Annotated in this window: 14 protein-coding genes; 8 read left to right on the top strand and 6 right to left on the bottom strand. The window is 68.2% G+C overall.

Annotated features, from left to right (window positions below):
* Nucleotides 1-15: 15 nt before the first annotated feature.
* Entirely contained in the window at nucleotides 16-1,725 is a 1,710-nt protein-coding gene (locus ACZYZ9_RS17065) for a copper resistance CopC family protein (RefSeq protein WP_463827438.1), read from the bottom strand.
* Between the two features lie 12 nt (nucleotides 1,726-1,737).
* Nucleotides 1,738-3,603 carry a putative bifunctional diguanylate cyclase/phosphodiesterase gene (locus ACZYZ9_RS17060; protein WP_463827437.1) on the bottom strand — a complete coding sequence of 622 codons (1,866 nt, stop codon included), beginning with the start codon at nucleotides 3,601-3,603 and terminating at the stop codon, nucleotides 1,738-1,740.
* Nucleotides 3,604-3,988: 385 nt separating this feature from the next.
* On the opposite strand from ACZYZ9_RS17060, the gene ACZYZ9_RS17055 reads away from it, so the two are divergent.
* The 4 genes from ACZYZ9_RS17055 (at nucleotide 3,989) to ACZYZ9_RS17040 (ending at nucleotide 8,930) form a co-directional block, all read left to right on the top strand.
* Entirely contained in the window at nucleotides 3,989-5,176 is a 1,188-nt protein-coding gene (locus ACZYZ9_RS17055) for an NAD(P)/FAD-dependent oxidoreductase (protein ID WP_463827513.1), read from the top strand.
* Nucleotides 5,173-6,081, top strand: a complete 909-nt coding sequence (locus ACZYZ9_RS17050; RefSeq protein ID WP_463827436.1) for an RNA polymerase sigma-70 factor — start codon at nucleotides 5,173-5,175, stop codon at nucleotides 6,079-6,081. Before ACZYZ9_RS17055 ends, ACZYZ9_RS17050 begins: the two co-directional genes overlap by 4 nt.
* A gap of 46 nt (nucleotides 6,082-6,127) precedes the next feature.
* Nucleotides 6,128-7,381 (top strand): aminodeoxychorismate synthase component I, encoded by a 1,254-nt coding sequence (locus ACZYZ9_RS17045; RefSeq protein WP_463827435.1) that lies wholly within the window; start codon nucleotides 6,128-6,130, stop codon nucleotides 7,379-7,381.
* A 139-nt stretch (nucleotides 7,382-7,520) separates the two neighbouring features.
* Complete coding sequence (locus ACZYZ9_RS17040) at nucleotides 7,521-8,930, top strand: hypothetical protein (protein ID WP_463827434.1); 1,410 nt, start codon at nucleotides 7,521-7,523, stop codon at nucleotides 8,928-8,930.
* A 9-nt stretch (nucleotides 8,931-8,939) separates the two neighbouring features.
* Here the strand turns inward: ACZYZ9_RS17040 and rsmI are convergent, their stop codons facing one another.
* Complete coding sequence (gene rsmI / locus ACZYZ9_RS17035) at nucleotides 8,940-9,803, bottom strand: 16S rRNA (cytidine(1402)-2'-O)-methyltransferase (protein WP_463827433.1); 864 nt, start codon at nucleotides 9,801-9,803, stop codon at nucleotides 8,940-8,942.
* A 99-nt stretch (nucleotides 9,804-9,902) separates the two neighbouring features.
* On the opposite strand from rsmI, the gene ACZYZ9_RS17030 reads away from it, so the two are divergent.
* Nucleotides 9,903-11,405, top strand: coding sequence for a dolichyl-phosphate-mannose--protein mannosyltransferase (locus ACZYZ9_RS17030; protein WP_463827512.1), 1,503 nt, complete (start codon nucleotides 9,903-9,905; stop codon nucleotides 11,403-11,405).
* A 416-nt stretch (nucleotides 11,406-11,821) separates the two neighbouring features.
* Here ACZYZ9_RS17030 and arcA read toward each other — a convergent pair whose 3' ends face one another.
* Nucleotides 11,822-13,027 (bottom strand): arginine deiminase, encoded by a 1,206-nt coding sequence (gene arcA, locus ACZYZ9_RS17025; protein ID WP_463827432.1) that lies wholly within the window; start codon nucleotides 13,025-13,027, stop codon nucleotides 11,822-11,824.
* Nucleotides 13,028-13,095: 68 nt separating this feature from the next.
* Between arcA and ACZYZ9_RS17020 the strand changes: the two genes are divergently transcribed.
* Nucleotides 13,096-13,692, top strand: a complete 597-nt coding sequence (locus ACZYZ9_RS17020) for an alpha-ketoglutarate-dependent dioxygenase AlkB (RefSeq protein WP_463827431.1) — start codon at nucleotides 13,096-13,098, stop codon at nucleotides 13,690-13,692.
* A 10-nt stretch (nucleotides 13,693-13,702) separates the two neighbouring features.
* On the opposite strand, the gene ACZYZ9_RS17015 is transcribed toward ACZYZ9_RS17020, so the two are convergent.
* Both ACZYZ9_RS17015 and ACZYZ9_RS17010 read right to left on the bottom strand, forming a co-directional pair.
* Nucleotides 13,703-14,362: a DUF5642 family protein gene (locus tag ACZYZ9_RS17015; protein WP_463827430.1), complete on the bottom strand. Its 660-nt coding sequence runs from the start codon at nucleotides 14,360-14,362 to the stop codon at nucleotides 13,703-13,705.
* Between the two features lie 27 nt (nucleotides 14,363-14,389).
* On the bottom strand, nucleotides 14,390-15,061 hold the full coding sequence (locus tag ACZYZ9_RS17010) for a DUF5642 family protein (RefSeq protein ID WP_463827429.1): 672 nt from the start codon (nucleotides 15,059-15,061) through the stop codon (nucleotides 14,390-14,392).
* 105 nt (nucleotides 15,062-15,166) lie between these two features.
* On the opposite strand from ACZYZ9_RS17010, the gene ACZYZ9_RS17005 reads away from it, so the two are divergent.
* Complete coding sequence (locus ACZYZ9_RS17005) at nucleotides 15,167-15,475, top strand: hypothetical protein (RefSeq protein WP_463827428.1); 309 nt, start codon at nucleotides 15,167-15,169, stop codon at nucleotides 15,473-15,475.
* Complete coding sequence (locus tag ACZYZ9_RS17000; RefSeq protein ID WP_463827427.1) at nucleotides 15,475-15,951, top strand: linear amide C-N hydrolase; 477 nt, start codon at nucleotides 15,475-15,477, stop codon at nucleotides 15,949-15,951. The genes ACZYZ9_RS17005 and ACZYZ9_RS17000 overlap by 1 nt, the downstream gene beginning before the upstream one ends.

Here is a 15,951-nt window from a genome sequence, read left to right as displayed (position 1 = left end):
AGCGGCACTTTTCGGTCACGACGCGGCCGGGGTTGCCAGCGTCGCACGGGGCACATCGAGGGTGGCTATCGGATAGAAGCCGGAGTCGTCGCGGCCGTCGCGCGCCAGCCGCATGGGCGGATAGGTCACCGCATGCGAGCCGTTGGGCTTGTGCTGTTGCCACTCGACGGCGGCGCGCACCGTGTAGTGGCCCGGCGGCAGACCTTTGAGGTCGACTTTCACCGTCTCGGTCGCCGACGCCGGCGGTGGTTGGTCGACATTGCGGTCGCCGGACGCGTCGGGCACCAGGGTTCTGAGGTCTACGGTGCCGGGCAGGGTCCGTACCGTCTGTCCGGCGAAGTCGACCACCCGGTAGCTCACGGTCCACTTCTCGGTCGCCGCGGCAGCACCGAAGTTGGTCCAGTTGACCGAGATCGAGGCGACCTTGTCCTGCAGCGACTGCGAACCTGGCCGGGCTTCCACCGAATAGCGGTACCCGGCAACGGCGTTGGCCTGTGCCCACAGGACATACAGTTTGGGATCCATCGGCGAGGTCGCGTCCTGGTCCGGGAAGTTGGTGCTCGACGTCATCGACACGTGATAGCGAATCACGTCGCGCAGACCCTTCTCGTAGTACTGCTGCGGGGTGATCCCGTTCGGCAGCTGACACCACTCGGTGATCACCGGCGCCTTCGCGAGGCGTTCGGTGAGCTGTTGGACCAGCGGATCCTGGGTCTGCGCATAGTGCGACGAGGATTCGGCCCAGGTGGGTAGCGGCGCGTAGACGCCGAGGCAGTCCGACCGGACACCGACCGGCGCGACCAGTTTCCTGGTGACATCGTCGGCCAACAGCTGCCGCATGATCTCCGGGTTGTTCGGCGTGGCAACCAGCTGGGTGTGCGGGAAGGCATTGACGTTGGCCGCCACCAGCTCGGTGATGGACGCCTTAGTGATGTTCTGGTCGCCGTACTGGCTGTAATACCCCAGCAGGCGTTCACTGTCCTGCGGCGCCGGACCCGGCGCGTTCAGCGCCTCCTTCAAGAACGAGATGTGGTTTTCGCTGAAGTCCCCGTAACCGGAGAACTCGAAGACGCTGAGCCGTTCGTCGTTGTCGTAGCGTCGGCCGAGCGCGGCCAGCAACTGCCCGAAATCGTGGAGGTAGGTGGGGTCGTTGAAGTTCGGCACCACCTGCGTCACCCCGGCCGCCGGCCCGGTGGCCGGTCCGTTGTAGCTGGTGTTGGTGGTCGACTTGGCGCGTTCCCAGTCGGGAATCTCGATATTGGTGTTGTTCGGATAGGTGACGTTGCAGCAGGAGTTGTAGGCCTGGACCCGCAGCGTCAGCCGCATGTGGCGTTCGGCCAGCTTGTTCAACGCGTCGTCGATGACGCTGAAGTCGAACCTGAGCTCATCCGGCGCGTCCGGCGGCAGCGTGGCCGGGTCGACCGGTTGCAGCTGGCGCCAGGTCACCCGCAGGCTGGCGTCGAAGGACGCGGGCCACGCCGGATACCGTTGCTGCGCGGTATCCCCCTGCGGAAACAGCGGTTCCAGCAGGTTCTCGTACTGGCCGCGCAGCGGGTTGGATATTTCCTGGGCGGCCGCCGGGATGGCCGGACTCACCATCGCCGTCAACGGACCGGGATCGGTGTGGCTGCGACCGCATCCGCCGATCAACAGAGCCGTGCCGGCGACCACGACGGTCACGCACGCGACAGCGATTAACGTGAATTTTCTGATTGTTCGAACCATTCTCTGCTTGGGTCAGATTGCGCCGAGCGTGAGCGCCTCGCGGTCGGCGAGGAACGGCATCGGCATCCAGCGCGCGGACAGCAACGCCTCCATGGCGTCGCCCGGAACGGGGCGCGACAACAGGAATCCCTGCGCCCGGTGGCATCCGTGTTGCATCAAAGTCAGTGCGGCAGCCGGGGTTTCGACTCCCTCGGCGACCAGTTGCAGCCCGAACGCCTCGGCCAGACCGATGATGGCGCGCACGATCGCCAGGTCACCGGCGTTGGTGCCGAGGTCGCGGACGAAGCCGGTATCGATCTTGAGCATGTCCACGGGCAGCGACTTCAAATGCGACAGCACCGCGTAGCCGGTGCCGAAGTCGTCGATCGCGATCTGCACACCGACCTCTTTGAGCTCGTGCAGCGTCTTGCGGGTCGCTTCGATGTCGTGCACCACCGCACGCTCGGTGATCTCGAGGCACACCGAGCCCCCGTCGATGCCGAACTCTTCGATGGTATCGGCGACGGTGCGGACGAAGCCGCGGGTGATCAGTTGCACGGGCGAGACGTTGATGCGCAGGATCGCGCTCTGCCCCACCCCGTTGGACCGCCAGCGGCTGAATTCGGCGCAGGCGCTGCGCATCACCCAGCGGCCGAGTTCACCGGCGAGATTGGTGGATTCGGCGACGCCGATGAACGAATCCGGCAGCAACAGACCCCAGATCGGGTGCCGCCAGCGCACCAGCGCTTCGGCTGCCACGATGGCGCCGGTCCACAGGTCGACCTCGGGTAGGTAGTGCAGCAGCAGGGCTTCACTGTCGATGTCGCCCTGCAGGTGCAGTTCGATGTCGTTGCGGAAAGCGCTCTTGAGCGACATGTCGTCGGTGGACAGGGCGACCTGGTTGCCGCCGGCCCGTTTGGCCGTCAGCACCGCCTCGTCGGCCCGGCGCAGCAGGTCGGTGCTGTTGTCGCGGCCCGGCATGCCGACCGCCAGCCCGATGCTGACCGTGCGGGTGATCTGGTGGCCGCCGATCGACAGCCGTTCGCGCAGCATGGTGCCGAGCCGGCGGGCGAAGGATTCGGCCGCGCCACTGGACATGGTCTGGTCGGGGATGACGACGAATTCGTCGCCGCCCAGTCGGGCAATCATGCTCTGACTTCCGGCGCACACCCGCAGCCGCTGGGCGAAGACGCGGATGAACCAGTCGCCGGCGGTGTGGCCGAGGTAGTCGTTGATCGACTTCAACCGGTCCAGGTCCATGTAGAGCACTGCAACGGGGCCGGGATTGCCACTGGCCAGCCGGTCGGACAGGTGCGCCACCAGCGCCCGACGGTTGTACAACCCGGTCAGGTCGTCATGCTCGGCGAGGTAACGCAGCTTCTCCTCGGCGGCGATCCGGGCCTGCAGCTGGGCGAACAGCGCCGCCACCGCCTCGAGGGTGTTGATTTCCTCTTGCTTCCATTTCCGGGCGCCGAATTTGACGAAACCCAGCACCCCGGTGGTCTTGTCCCCCGAGACCAGCGGTGCAGCAGCTACCGACGGCGAAGCCGTGTGCTTGGCGCCGCCGACCCAGCGCGGCAGGGTCCGGTTGCTCTGGTCGGGCCGGATCACCACCGGCTTGCGGCCGTGCTCACACTGCGCGAGTACCGGATCGGCGCTGGTGAAGTGCACCACCGCCTGCGGGTCCGGGTCTGGAACGTCGGTACGTGGCGGCCATTCCGCAACCAGCACCGAGGCACGGATGTCGTGGTCGTGGTGACGCAGGAAACTGGCGTCGACGTCGAACTGCTCGACGAGCTGGGCCAGGACCTTCTCGCTGACCTGCGTAGCGGTCGACGCTGTCGCCTCCATGAGCTGGGTAGCTACGGAGGTGACCACGAGGTCCAAGCTGCGCGGCACCGGGTCCTCCGTCTGGGCACGTGTCGAACGACTGCACCCAGTATGGGCGACTAACCCAGTGAGCGGCAGTCTCCGCGGGCCGCGGCTTCCCGATGCCTGCCGACGAAAATCGAAGCAGCCCTTCGGATGGCTCTCAATCGGCCTGGTTGCCTGGGAAAGTACCCGGACCGGCGCAGGTCACGGATGGTTTGTCAGTCATCTGAGATTAGCACGCGGCCCCGATCCGGCCGCTGAAATATTGGTCACCCTGCCCGCCCGCGGGCCGGACTCCCGGCCGGCGAACGTGAGACAGCTCACAAAGCCGGCCGCCGTTGTCACGCTTCGGCGGGCTGCGGTGTCTCCAGTACATAACCCCGCACCAGAAACGGAGACAACGATGTCTGAAATGTTCGAACCGTCCGGCGCCCGCACGCGCGTCGTCGTGATCGGCGGTGGCTACGCCGGGACGATGGCCGCCAACCACCTTCGGCTGCGCGCCGACGTTGACATCACCCTGGTCAACCCCCGTCCGCAATTCGTGGAGCGGATCCGCCTGCACCAACTGGCCGCCGGGAGCGGCACCGCCACCGTCGACTACGGCACCCTGCTGGGCGGCGGCATCCGTCTGGTCGTCGACAGCGCCGAGCACATCGACGCACCCGCGCGGCGGGTGTCGCTGGCCTCGGGGGGCGCGCTGGAATATGACTACCTGATCTATGCGGTCGGCAGCACCGGCGCCACTCCGGTCGCGGTGCCCGGCGCGGCCGAGTACGCCTACAGCCTCGCTGAACTGGAAGACGCGCAACGACTGCACTACGCGCTGGCCGACCTGCCCGACACCGCCACTGTGACCGTGGTCGGCGGCGGCTTGACCGGTATCGAGGCGGCCGGCGAACTCGCCGAGCGGGGATTTCCGGTGACCCTGGCCTGCGGGGGCATCCTGGGTCCGTCGTTGAGTGGCCCGGGCCGGCGTTCGGTGGCGCGGCACCTGCGCAAGCTGGGTGTCACCGTGCTCGAGTCCGCCACCGTCAGCGAGGTGCGGTGGAATTCGGTGGTGTTCGGTGACGGGACGATCGCGTCCAGCGCGGTGACGGTGTGGACGGCCGGATTCGGCGTGCCGGACCTGGCCACCCGCAGCGGTCTGCGCACCGACACGCTGGGCCGTCTGCTCACCGACGAAACGCTGACCAGCATCACCGACCAGCGCATCGTGGCCGCCGGGGACGCTGCCGCACCATCCAACCAGCCGCTGCGGATGAGCTGCCAGGCGGCGATCCCGCTGGCCGCCCAAGCCGCCAACACCGTGCTGGCTCGCGTCGCCGGGACCGCGCCGGCCGCGCTGAACCAGGCCTTCACCGGGCAGTGCGTCAGCGTCGGGCGCCGCTACGGCACCATTCAGCTGGCCCGCACCGACGACACCCCGATCAGGTTTTACATCGGTGGCCGGCTGGCCGCGTCGATCAAAGAGGTGGTCTGCAAGGGCACGGTGTGGGGCCTGCGCAAGGAGAGCGCCAAGCCCGGCTGGTACCGCTGGCTCAAGGGTGGTCGCCGACCCGCGCAGCTGACCCGTGACGAGCAGGTCGCGGTCCGTTGACGCAGCCGCCGAAGGACAGCGGCGGGCACGCAGAACGATTCACCCTGCTGCACCCGCTGCTGTTCACCATCGCCTACGAGATCTTGGGTGCGGCAACCGAAGCCGACGACGTGCTGCAGGACAGCTACCTGCGCTGGGCGGAGGTGGACCTGGCGACGGTCCGCGACACCAAGTCCTACCTGGCCCAGCTGGTCACCCGCCAGTCACTCAACGCATTGCGGGCCCAGGCCCGGCGTCGGGAGGAGTACGTCGGACCCTGGCTGCCCGAACCGCTGCTGCTCGACGACCAGGATGCGGCGGCCGATGTCGTTCTGGCGGAATCGGTTTCGATGGCCATGTTGGTGCTGTTGGAGACACTGAGCCCGGACGAGCGCGCGGTGTTCGTGCTGCGGGAGGTGTTCGGCTTCGACTACGCCGAGATTGCCGGCGCAGTCGGCAGACCCACGCCGACCGTGCGCCAGATCGCGCACCGGGCGCGGGAACACGTCCAGGCGCGGCGCAAACGGTTCGGCGACGTCGACCCGGAGCGCAACGCGCAGATCACCCGGCAGTTCCTCACCACAGCGGCCGACGGCGACGTGGCGGCGCTGCTGGAAATGCTCGCGCCGGACGCGGTCTGGATGGCCGACGGCGGCGGCAAGGCCACTGCAGCCCGCAAACCCATCGCGGGTGCCGAGAAGGTGGCCAAGGCGATTATCGGTCTGCTGCGCAAGACGCAGGCGCAACTGCAGGTGCAGACCGTCACCTGCAACAGCGCCCCGGCCGTGGTGCTGTACCTGGGCGGTCAACTGCAGGGTGTGATCACCGTGGAGATCGTCGGGGACAAGATCACCAACTTCTATGCGATGCGCAACCCGGAGAAATTGGTGGCCCTGGGCAACCCGCGACAGATCAGTCGGCGCTGATACCACCCTGGCGTGCGGAAATCCGCCGTTCTGTCAAGCTAGGGCGGTGCGAATCGAGCGTCTCGGCGATCTGGGCGGCGCACCGCAGGTGCTGCGCGCGGTCGGCCGTGCCACGGTGCGCCTGGGCCTGCCGCCGCCGGCGGCGCTGACCGGCGAGTGGTTCGGCGCGCTGGCCGTGATCGCCCCCAGCGTCGCAGTGCGGCCAGTCGCCGTGCGCGACGCGTTCGCCGGGACTGCGGGTGCGGTGTCATCGCAGCTCAGTGCCGTGGGGGGCGGCTGGATCGGCTACCTGTCCTACCCCGATCCCGGCGCGGACGGACGGCCACACCGGATTCCCGAGGCGGCCGGTGGCTGGACCGACTGCGTACTGCGCCGCGACCCCGCCGGGGTGTGGTGGTACGAGAGCCTCTCGGGTGCCGCGATGCCGGATTGGCTGGCCGACTCCTTGGCGGCCCCGGCAGCAAGAACGGCACCAATGTGCCAGATCGAATGGGATGCCGCAGACCGGGCAGCACACTACAAAGGTGTGCTGGCGTGTTTGGATGCGATACGCGCCGGCGAGGTCTACCAGGCGTGCGTCTGCACTCAGTTCACCGGGACGGTGCGCGGTTCGTCGCTGGATTTCTTCGCCGACGGTATCGCCCGCACCGCCCCGTCCCGGGCCGCCTATCTCGCCGGACGGTGGGGTGCGGTGGCCTCGCTGTCTCCCGAGCTGTTCCTGCGCCGTCGGGGTGAGTTCGTGACGTCCAGTCCGATCAAGGGCACCCTGCCGCTGGACGCCTGGCCGTCGGCACTGCGGGCATCTCCCAAGGAAGTGGCCGAGAACATCATGATCGTGGACCTGGTCCGTAATGACCTTGGCCGGGTAGCGATTACCGGCACTGTCACTGTTCCGGAGTTGTTGGTGGTCAGGCGCGCGCCGGGCGTATGGCATCTGGTGTCCACGGTCTCGGCGCGGGTGCAACCCGAGCTGCCGACCGCAGCGCTGCTGGACGCCGCTTTTCCCCCGGCATCGGTTACCGGTACTCCTAAAATCCGTGCCCGCCAACTCATTTCACAGTGGGAACATCGTCGGCGCGGAATATACTGCGGCACAATCGGTTTGATATCTCCGGTGGCCGGTTGCGAGTTGAATGTCGCGATCCGCACCGTCGAATTCGACGCTGAGGGTCGGGCCGTCCTCGGTGTCGGCGGCGGGATAACCGCCGATTCTGTACCCGCCGCCGAGTGGGCGGAATGTCTGCACAAGGCCGCTCCGGTGATCGGCCTGCCCAGCACCACCTCCAGTCGCGTGAGTTAGCTGAGCAAATATCGAGCGGCTCGAGCAGCTGCCGCGGATTTCGCCGAACGCCCACATGAGTCGCCGGGTGCGCATAAGCTGCTGCCATCGATGCGTGTTTCCGCGCATCAGGGACGCGAGCGGGTGCGAAAGGTCTGTCATGAGAGTTGCCATCGTCGGCGCTGCGGCGGCTGTCGTCCTGGGTGGCGCACTGGCGGTTGCGCCGCTGACCGTCTCCAACCAGAGCAAGGTCCTGTCCGGCGGCACCTGCACCGCCGGCAAGCAGTGCGACAAACTCGCGTCGGTGCTGATGCCGGAAACCGGCAAGCCGTCTGCGGTGGCACCCAAGGCCGCACCCTCGGTGATCGAACCCCCGCAGACGCCATCGTCGGCATTAGCCCGGCCCGCCGGCCCGGCACCGGCGGCGTACACCAATCCCGGCGGCGGCAGCAACGGCTCGGCGATACTTCCCGATGCCTCGAGCGCCACCAGCCCGTCCCTGCCGCCGGCCGCGGCACTGCCGCCCGGCTACAACGACGGCCTGCCGGGCATCGGCCCGATTCCCGGCGTCGGCATCCCGGGTGTGCCCGACCTATACGGTTACGCCGGCGGTATGGCCGGGCTGGCCGGGCTGCCCTACGGGGTGAACGCCGCATCGGCCGTCGTCAACGGCGTGCTGGGTGTCGGTAACACGGTGGCCAGCGTGGTCAGTACCAGCGCGCTGGCCGTCACCTACGTGGTGCTGGCCTACAACGCCCTGCAGTCATCGGGCATCCTTCCGGTCGCACAGAACGGCGTGCAAGGGGCGTTGAACTCGGTCAGCAGCATGCTGTTGCCGACGGCCGGGGGCATCCTGCCGGCGGCGGCGCTGCCGGGGTTGAGCCTGCCGGGACTGCCGAACCTGAACCTGCCCGGGCTGCCCGGGATTTCGCCGGCCGGACTGATCGGTCTGGCCGGGGCGGGCGGTCTACCCGGGGTGAACCTGCCGGGACTGCCCGGCATATCGCCGGCCAGCCTGATGTCGCTGGCCTCCAACGCACTGCCCGGGCTGCCGGGTGTGTCGCCGACTGACGTACTGGCGATGGCAGCGGCCGGCGGCATCCCCGGCCTGCCCACGCTCTCGGCGGTCAACCCGTCCGTGCTCGCGGCCGCCCTGCCGGCGCTGACGGCCGGCATCCCGGGTCTGCCCCCGATCCCCGGCATCGATCCGGCGATGCTGACGGCCGCGCTGCCCGCATTGGCCGCCGCACTACCGGCGCTGAACCCGGCCATGCTGGCCCAGGTACTGCCCGCCCTGGCCGGCGGCGCCCTGCCCGGTGTGGATCCGGCCATGCTGGCCGCCGCCCTGCCGGCGCTGCTCGGCGGCGCACCGGCGCTGCCGGGCGTGGACCCGGCCATGCTGGCTGCGGCGCTTCCGGCGCTGGCGGCCGCTGCCGGCATCCCGACCGGCCTTCCGGCCCTGCCGGGCCTGCCGGGGCTGCCCGCACTTCCAGCATTACCGGCCCTGCCGGCACTGCCCGGCCCGCCGCCGCACCCGCCGCTGTGTATCCCCATGGGGCCCTGCATCTGACGTGAGGGGTTACTCCTCGCCAGACTCGTCGCGCCGGGACTGCAGAACCGCTTCGTAGAGTTGCCGCGGACGCACTTCCGGATAACCGGCGGCGACATGGCTGCAGGCGTCCTTGATCCGGATGCCGCCGTCGATCAGGTTCTCCACCTCCACGACCAGATCGGTCACCAGGGCGGGCACGTCGGTGCGCGGGCTGGCCCCGGCCAGCACGACGGTGATCTCGCCGAGCACCCCACCGGCCGTCCACGCCACCAACTCGTCCAGCGAGCCGCGCACCACTTCCTCGTGCACCTTGGTCAGCTCGCGACAGACCGCCGCTTGACGCTGTCCGCCGAGCTGTTCCACCGCGTCACGCAGGCAGGCGGCCAACCGACGCGGCGACTCGAAGAACACACAGGTACGCCGCTCCTCGGCGAGTGAGGCCAGCCAGCTGCGCCGCGCCGAACCCTTCCGCGGCGCGAAACCCTCGAAGCAGAACTTCTCTGCCGGCAGCCCCGAGACCACCAGCGCCGTCGTCACCGCCGACGGTCCGGGTAAGCACTGCACGGGCAGGCCGGCCTCGACGCACGCCGTGGTCAGCCGGTAGCCGGGATCGCTGATGATCGGCATGCCGGCGTCGCTGACCACCAGCACCGTCGCCCCGGAGCTGATGGCCTCGACCAGGGCGCCAACCCGGGTCGACTCGACCCGGTCGAACAGGCTCAACACCCGGCCCGCGATCCGGATGTCGAGCGCCTTGGCCAGGTTGCGCACCCGCCGGGTGTCCTCGGCGGCCACTACGTCGGCCTCGGCCAGCGCCCTGATCAGGCGAGGCGACGCATCCGATGGCAGGCCCAACGGAGTCGCGCCGAGCAACAGTCGCCCACTGGTCATGACCGACAGCCTACGATCGACGTGATGACAGCCCCGCCCCGAGAAACCTCCGTCTTGCCGGAGGACCCCGTCGAGCGGCCTGCGACGCCCCAGATACCCATGGCCAGCCCCGGGCTGTTACGTCCCGTCGCCGACTTCGGTCCGCTGGATCGTTCGCGCGGCTGGATTACCACCGGGGTGATCGCTGCGTTCGCGGCGCTGACCCGATTCCTCAACCTGGGCTCGCCGACCGACGCCGGCACCCCCATCTTCGACGAGAAGCACTACGCGCCGCAGGCCTGGCAAGTGCTCAACAACCATGGGGTGGAAGACAATCCGGGGTTCGGCCTGGTGGTACACCCGCCCGTCGGCAAGCAACTGATCGCAATCGGCGAGGCACTGTTCGGGTACACCGGCGTCGGCTGGCGGTTCACCAGCGCGTTGCTGGGCGTGATCATGGTCGTGTTGGTGACGCGGATCGTGCGCCGGATCAGCCGCTCGACCCTGGTGGGCGGCATCGCCGGCGTGCTGGTGATCTGCGACGGCGTCAGCTTCGTCACCGCCCGGACCGCGTTGCTGGACGGCTTCTTGACGTTTTTCGTGGTCGCCGCATTCGGCGCGCTGATCGTCGACCGCGACCAGGTGCGGCAACGCATGCACGTCGCGTTCCTCGAGGGACGCTGCGCAGCGACGGTGTGGGGTCCGCGCCTGGGCGTGCGGTGGTGGCGGTTCGGCGCCGGGGTGCTGCTCGGGCTGGCGTTCGGGACGAAGTGGTCCGGGTTGTATTTCATTGCGTTCTTCGGCGTCATGTCGCTGGCCTTCGATGTGGCGGCCCGCCGCCAATATCAAGTACCGCGCCCGTGGCTGGGCACGGTGCGCCGCGACCTGCTCCCCACCGCATACGCGCTGTTGGTGATCCCCTTCGCCGTCTACCTGGCCAGCTATTCGGCGTGGTTCGCGTCCGAGACGGCGATCGATCGTCACCAGGTCGGCCAGACGATCGGTCCGCACAGCGTGGTCCCGCTGCCCGACGCCATCCGCTCGCTGTGGTGGTACACCACGAAGGCCTTCCACTTCCATTCGACCCTGACGAATTCCGCGGGCAACTATCACCCGTGGGAATCCAAACCGTGGAGCTGGCCGATGTCGCTGCGGCCGGTGCTGTACGCGATCGACCAGAACAACGTGCCGGGGTGCGGCGCCCAATCGTGTGTCAAAGCAGTCATGCTGGTCGGCACCCCGGCGATGTGGTGGCTGGCGGTGCCGGTGCTGGTGTATGCGTCCTGGCGGATGTTCATTCGCCGAGACTGGCGATACGCCGCGGTGTGGGTGGGCTACTGCGCCGGGTGGCTGCCGTGGTTCGCCGAGATCGACCGGCAGATGTACTTCTTCTACGCGGCGACGATGGGCCCGTTCCTGGCCATGGCGATCGCGCTGATCCTCGGCGACATCCTGCACCAGCCCGGCCAGAACAAGGAACGGCGCACGCTGGGGATGATCCTGGTGTCCTGTTATGTGGCATTGGTGGTGACCAACTTCGCGTGGCTGTTCCCGGTGCTGACCGGATTGCCCATCTCCCAGCAGACCTGGGACATGGAGATCTGGCTGCCCAGCTGGCGGTAGCGCCAGGGCCAGGCTGACGCAGAACGCCGAACGTCACACCAGCGTGACGCAAGACGCCGAACGCCCCCACACATCGCCGAATGTCGCCCCCGCTGTCGCCCAGCGTCACACCAGCGTGACGCAGAACGCCGAACGTCACACCAGCGTGACGCAAGACGCCGAACGCCCCCCCACATCGCCGAATCGCACCCCCGCTGTCGCCCAGCGTCACGCCAGCGTGACGCTGGACGCCGAACGCCCCCACACATCGCCGAACGTCACCCCGCTGTCGCCCAGCGTCACGCCAGCGTGACGCAGAACGCCGAGCGTCACGCCAGCGTGACGCAAGACGCCGAACGCCCCCCACGCATCGCCGAACCGCACCCCCGCTGACGCCGAGCGTCACACCAGCGTGACGCCCCACCCGACACAAGAGCTCACAGCGGGTCGCGGGCGGCTGGACAGGACATGCACCGGGGCCCGCCGCGCCCCGTCCCCAATTCCGACCCGGCGATGGTGAGCACCTCGATGCCGGCGTCCTGCAGGCAGGCGTTTGTCGCCACATTGCGTTCGTAGGCGACGACAACACCCGGCGCGAGCGCCAGTGTGTTGTTCCCGTCGTCCCACTGTTCGCGTTCGGCGACGTCCGGGTCGCCGGTGTCGATCACTCGCAGCTTGTCGATCCCCATCGCCTCGGCGGCGGCCGCGACGAACGGGACGGCGTCGCTGATGGTCACCCCCTCAGCGGTGCGCGCAACGGTGAAGGCCGAGAGCGTGTCGACGACGTTGGCGTACATCACCGCGGCATCGGTGTCGACCATGGTGCACACCGTGTCCAGGTGCATCTGCGCGCGCTGCTGGGCGATCGGCACCGCCAGCACGGTATGCGCCAGGTCGTCGTCGAACAGACTGCGCGCCAACGCTTCTGCACCGGCCGGGGTGGTTCGCTCCCCCACCCCCACCGCGATCACCCCCGGCGCCAGCAGCAGCACATCACCGCCCTCGACCGGAGCGGTGCGCGATTCGTAGGCGCGCCGCACGCCGGTGAACCGCGGGTGGTGGGCATAGATGATGTCGGTCAGCGACGCCTCGCGGACCCGCGCCCGCAGGGCCAGCGACGGAATCACCATCCGTGGCCCGATCCAGATCGACGAGTCACGGGTGAACACCAGGTTGGGCAGCGGGTCGATGACAAAGTCCGCGCCGTGCTGCATGCGCAACACCAGGGAAACCTGGGGACGGGTAGCGGCCGGCAATTCGTCGAAGGTCAGTCCGGCCGTCAGCACGTGGGCCAGCGCCTCAGGTTCGAGTCCGCGCAGGTAGGACGAAAGTGATTGCGCCAGAGGCGTTCCGAGTCGGCGCGTGTCGACGGCCGCGGCAACCCCCTGCATCCGCGCGGCACCGCTGTGCTGCAGCGCCTCGGTCAACAGCTGTGCGAGCAGCAGTACTTCCACGCCGCGCGATCGCAGCACGTCAGCGAACTGATCATGTTCGTCCTGCGCACGCGAAACCCAGGGCAACCCGTCGAACAACAGTTGGTCGTTGTTGCGCGGGTTGAGTCGACGCAGTTCGTCGCCCGGCCGGTGCAGGATGGCGACCCGCAACGTCCCCACCTCGGAATTGGTCCCCCACGCCGCTGACACGCCTCAAACGGTAGCCGCGCCGGGGCCAGCAGGCGCGACATCGAACTGATGTGCGATAAACTCGGCCCGTGGCGATCGCGGTTCAGGGCTCGCTATTCGAGCACAACGAGCGACGATTCCTCGGCGACGGTGCTTTCATCGATGTCCGGGCGAACTGGCTGCGCGGCTGTGATGGTCTGCTGGAAGCACTGCTGACCTGCGTGCCGTGGCGGGCCGAGCGCCGGCAGATGTACGACCGGGTGGTCGACGTGCCTCGACTGGTCAGCTTTCATGACCTGACCGTCGAGGATCCACCGCATCCCGAGTTGTCCCGGCTGCGGCGTCGACTCAACGACATCTACGGCGGAGAACTGGGTGAGCCGTTCACCACCATCGGGCTGTGTTGCTACCGCGACGGATCGGACAGCGTGGCGTGGCACGGCGACACGGTCGGGCGCAGCAGCTCCGAAGACACCATGGTGGCGATCCTCAGCCTTGGCGCGACCCGCACCTTCGCCATGCGTCCGCGGGGCGGCGGGCCGTCGCTGCGCCTGCCGCTGGCGCACGGGGATCTGCTGGTGATGGGCGGCTCGTGCCAACGCACCTGGGAGCATTCGGTGCCCAAGACGTCGGCGTCGGCGGGTCCACGCGTGAGCATCCAGTTCCGCCCCCGCAATGTGCGATAGATCCCAAGCGTCAACCGCGCACTGCGGCAACCGCTTTGACCAGTAGGTCGCGGGCGCGCTGGGTGTCGACTTTGGCCACCGGCTGACCCGGTATCACCAGCGGGTTGGCGATCACGATCACCTGGTAGTCCCCGAATTGCGCGGAATAGTCGTACAGTTCGCCGGTGCGGGCCGCGCCCTGAAGGAGTGCCTGCAGCACGCGGTGCACGCCCTGGGTGTGGACCCCGTCGATGTGGGGTGCGTCGACGACTTCGATCGCGCCGCGCAGCTGAGCACCGGCGAAGCCCACGCGCGCGCAGTCCTTGCCGGGATCGTTGACCGGCAGCGCGGTGGAGGTTTCCATCGCGATCGCCACGAACCGGTTGCCGTTGCCTTCGGCTGAGATGGCGGCCATGTTGCCCTGCAGGCCCGGCGGCATGTCCGGCCCGACCGCTGCCTTGGCGCAACTCGCCGGATCGAAGGTGAGCCCGTCGGGCAGCTTGCGTGCGGCGAAAAACTGGGGATCGATCGCCTGCGGCGTGATGTTGGTGACCTTGAATTCCGGCCCGAAGGTGGACTTCGCCTCCGCGATCTTGGCGATGTCGGCCTTGATCGGCTGCGCGGACTTGGAATCCGGCGAACAGCCGACCAGGACGCACACCGATCCGAGGGCGAGCACCAGCTTGAACATCGTCGCCAATCTACCCAACGCGGATGCTCAGCTGCGTAACGTCGACACGGTTTTGACCAGCAGATCGGCGGCGTACTGCGCCGGCAGCGCCGGCAGCATCGAGCCCGGGTCGTTGGTCAACGTGGTGAATACGTAGAAATCGCCCAGATAGGCGCCGAATGTGTATGCCCGGGAAACGATTTCGCTGCCCGACTCGACGGCCGACCGGATGTCGGCGACCATGCCGACGGTTTGCGCGCCGTCAATGTGCGGCGCATCGATCAGCGCGATACTCGCGACAGTGCGCCCCGCAGTCAGATCCCAGTGCGCGCAACCGGTTACGACATGGTGGTCCAGTTGCGCGGGCCTCGGCAGCGCCACCACCACCGCATCCACGATGCCGCCCGACCCCGACCCGGAAACGCCCTGGGCGGACTTTTCGCGGCCGCCGGCCGGATCGGACAGCGTGGTGCAGGCCGCAGGATCCGCCGCAGTATCGGCACCGAGTCCCCAGATTGCCCGCGGCGACGGCGCGCGTGGCACCTGCGTCACCTCGTACCCGGGCGGCAGCTCGCGGGCAACCCGCCTGATGTTTGCCGGGGTTACCGCGACAGTCGGTAGCTCCGGAGACGACGACGAGGACACGGGCGGCGGTGCGCTCTGCGGGCCGCATGCGGCCAGCAGGACCACCAGCGGGGGGCCAATCCACGACGGCCGCATGATCGTTGATATCACGGGTGCCGGGCGGAGTCCGGTAGCTCGGCGGTCGTGTGCACCCGAGTGCTGTGGAATACCGACGGCCATCCCGTTCTGTGCGGCCGGAGCATGGATTGGCGGGAGACCACCGAACCGCTGATCGTGGCGTTTCCGCGCGGCAGCGGGTTGCTGGGCGGGCAGCCGGTGGTCGCCGACAGTGCCAGGCGCTGGACCAGTCGGTACGGCGGCCTGGTCATCATCGTCTACGGCATCGGAACCGTGGACGGCGTCAACGAACACGGCTTGGCCGCGCCTGCGCTGTACCTGAAATCCACCGATGTCGGCTCGCGCGACCCGCCAGACCGGCATTGCACACCGGCCTGCAGGCGCAATGCCTGCTCGACCAGGCCGGCACCGTCGCCGAGGCGCTCAGTTTGATGGATGAGGTGCAGCTGGTGATGGTCGGTGCCCGCGGACGCCAGGGCACGCTGCGCCTGGCCCTCGAGGACGCCGCCGGCGACTCCGCGAGCATCGGATTCGACCACGGCCAGATGGTGGTGCACCAAGGCCGTCAATACACCCTGATGACCAACGATCCCAGCTACAACAAGCGACGCGAATTGCTTTCGCGACAATACTTTTCCCATTCCAGCCGAGATATGCCGTTGCGCGGAAACGTCAATCCCGTCGACCGCTTCCAGCGGGCGGCGAATTACCTTGCGCTGCTGCCGGAGTCCGATCTCACCGATCGGTTGTACTTCTTTCAATTGATCACCAGCCCGAATGCGATCTGGGTTGAACTCGACGGTCTCTACCTCAGCGAAGGTGGTCAGCCGAGCGCGGTCGACGCCTATGACGAATCGCCGATCGGCAATGTGACGGCACGATTCACCGCGCGCCAGCCAGCCTTCTGA

It is taken from the genome of Mycobacterium sp. IDUB_28 (assembly GCF_055419285.1).
Note: the sequence above shows the minus strand (reverse complement) of the source record. Positions and strands in the feature narration are given on the sequence as shown.

Coding starts and splice junctions, on each gene's coding strand:
- ACZYZ9_RS17065 (WP_463827438.1), bottom strand. CDS start 1,725: ATGGTTCGAACAATCAGAAAATTCACGTTAATCGCTGTCGCGTGCGTG.
- ACZYZ9_RS17055 (WP_463827513.1), top strand. CDS start 3,989: ATGTTCGAACCGTCCGGCGCCCGCACGCGCGTCGTCGTGATCGGCGGT.
- ACZYZ9_RS17040 (WP_463827434.1), top strand. CDS start 7,521: ATGAGAGTTGCCATCGTCGGCGCTGCGGCGGCTGTCGTCCTGGGTGGC.
- rsmI (WP_463827433.1), bottom strand. CDS start 9,803: ATGACCAGTGGGCGACTGTTGCTCGGCGCGACTCCGTTGGGCCTGCCA.
- ACZYZ9_RS17030 (WP_463827512.1), top strand. CDS start 9,903: ATGGCCAGCCCCGGGCTGTTACGTCCCGTCGCCGACTTCGGTCCGCTG.
- ACZYZ9_RS17015 (WP_463827430.1), bottom strand. CDS start 14,362: ATGTTCAAGCTGGTGCTCGCCCTCGGATCGGTGTGCGTCCTGGTCGGC.
- ACZYZ9_RS17010 (WP_463827429.1), bottom strand. CDS start 15,061: ATGCGGCCGTCGTGGATTGGCCCCCCGCTGGTGGTCCTGCTGGCCGCA.
- ACZYZ9_RS17005 (WP_463827428.1), top strand. CDS start 15,167: ATGGATTGGCGGGAGACCACCGAACCGCTGATCGTGGCGTTTCCGCGC.
- ACZYZ9_RS17000 (WP_463827427.1), top strand. CDS start 15,475: ATGGATGAGGTGCAGCTGGTGATGGTCGGTGCCCGCGGACGCCAGGGC.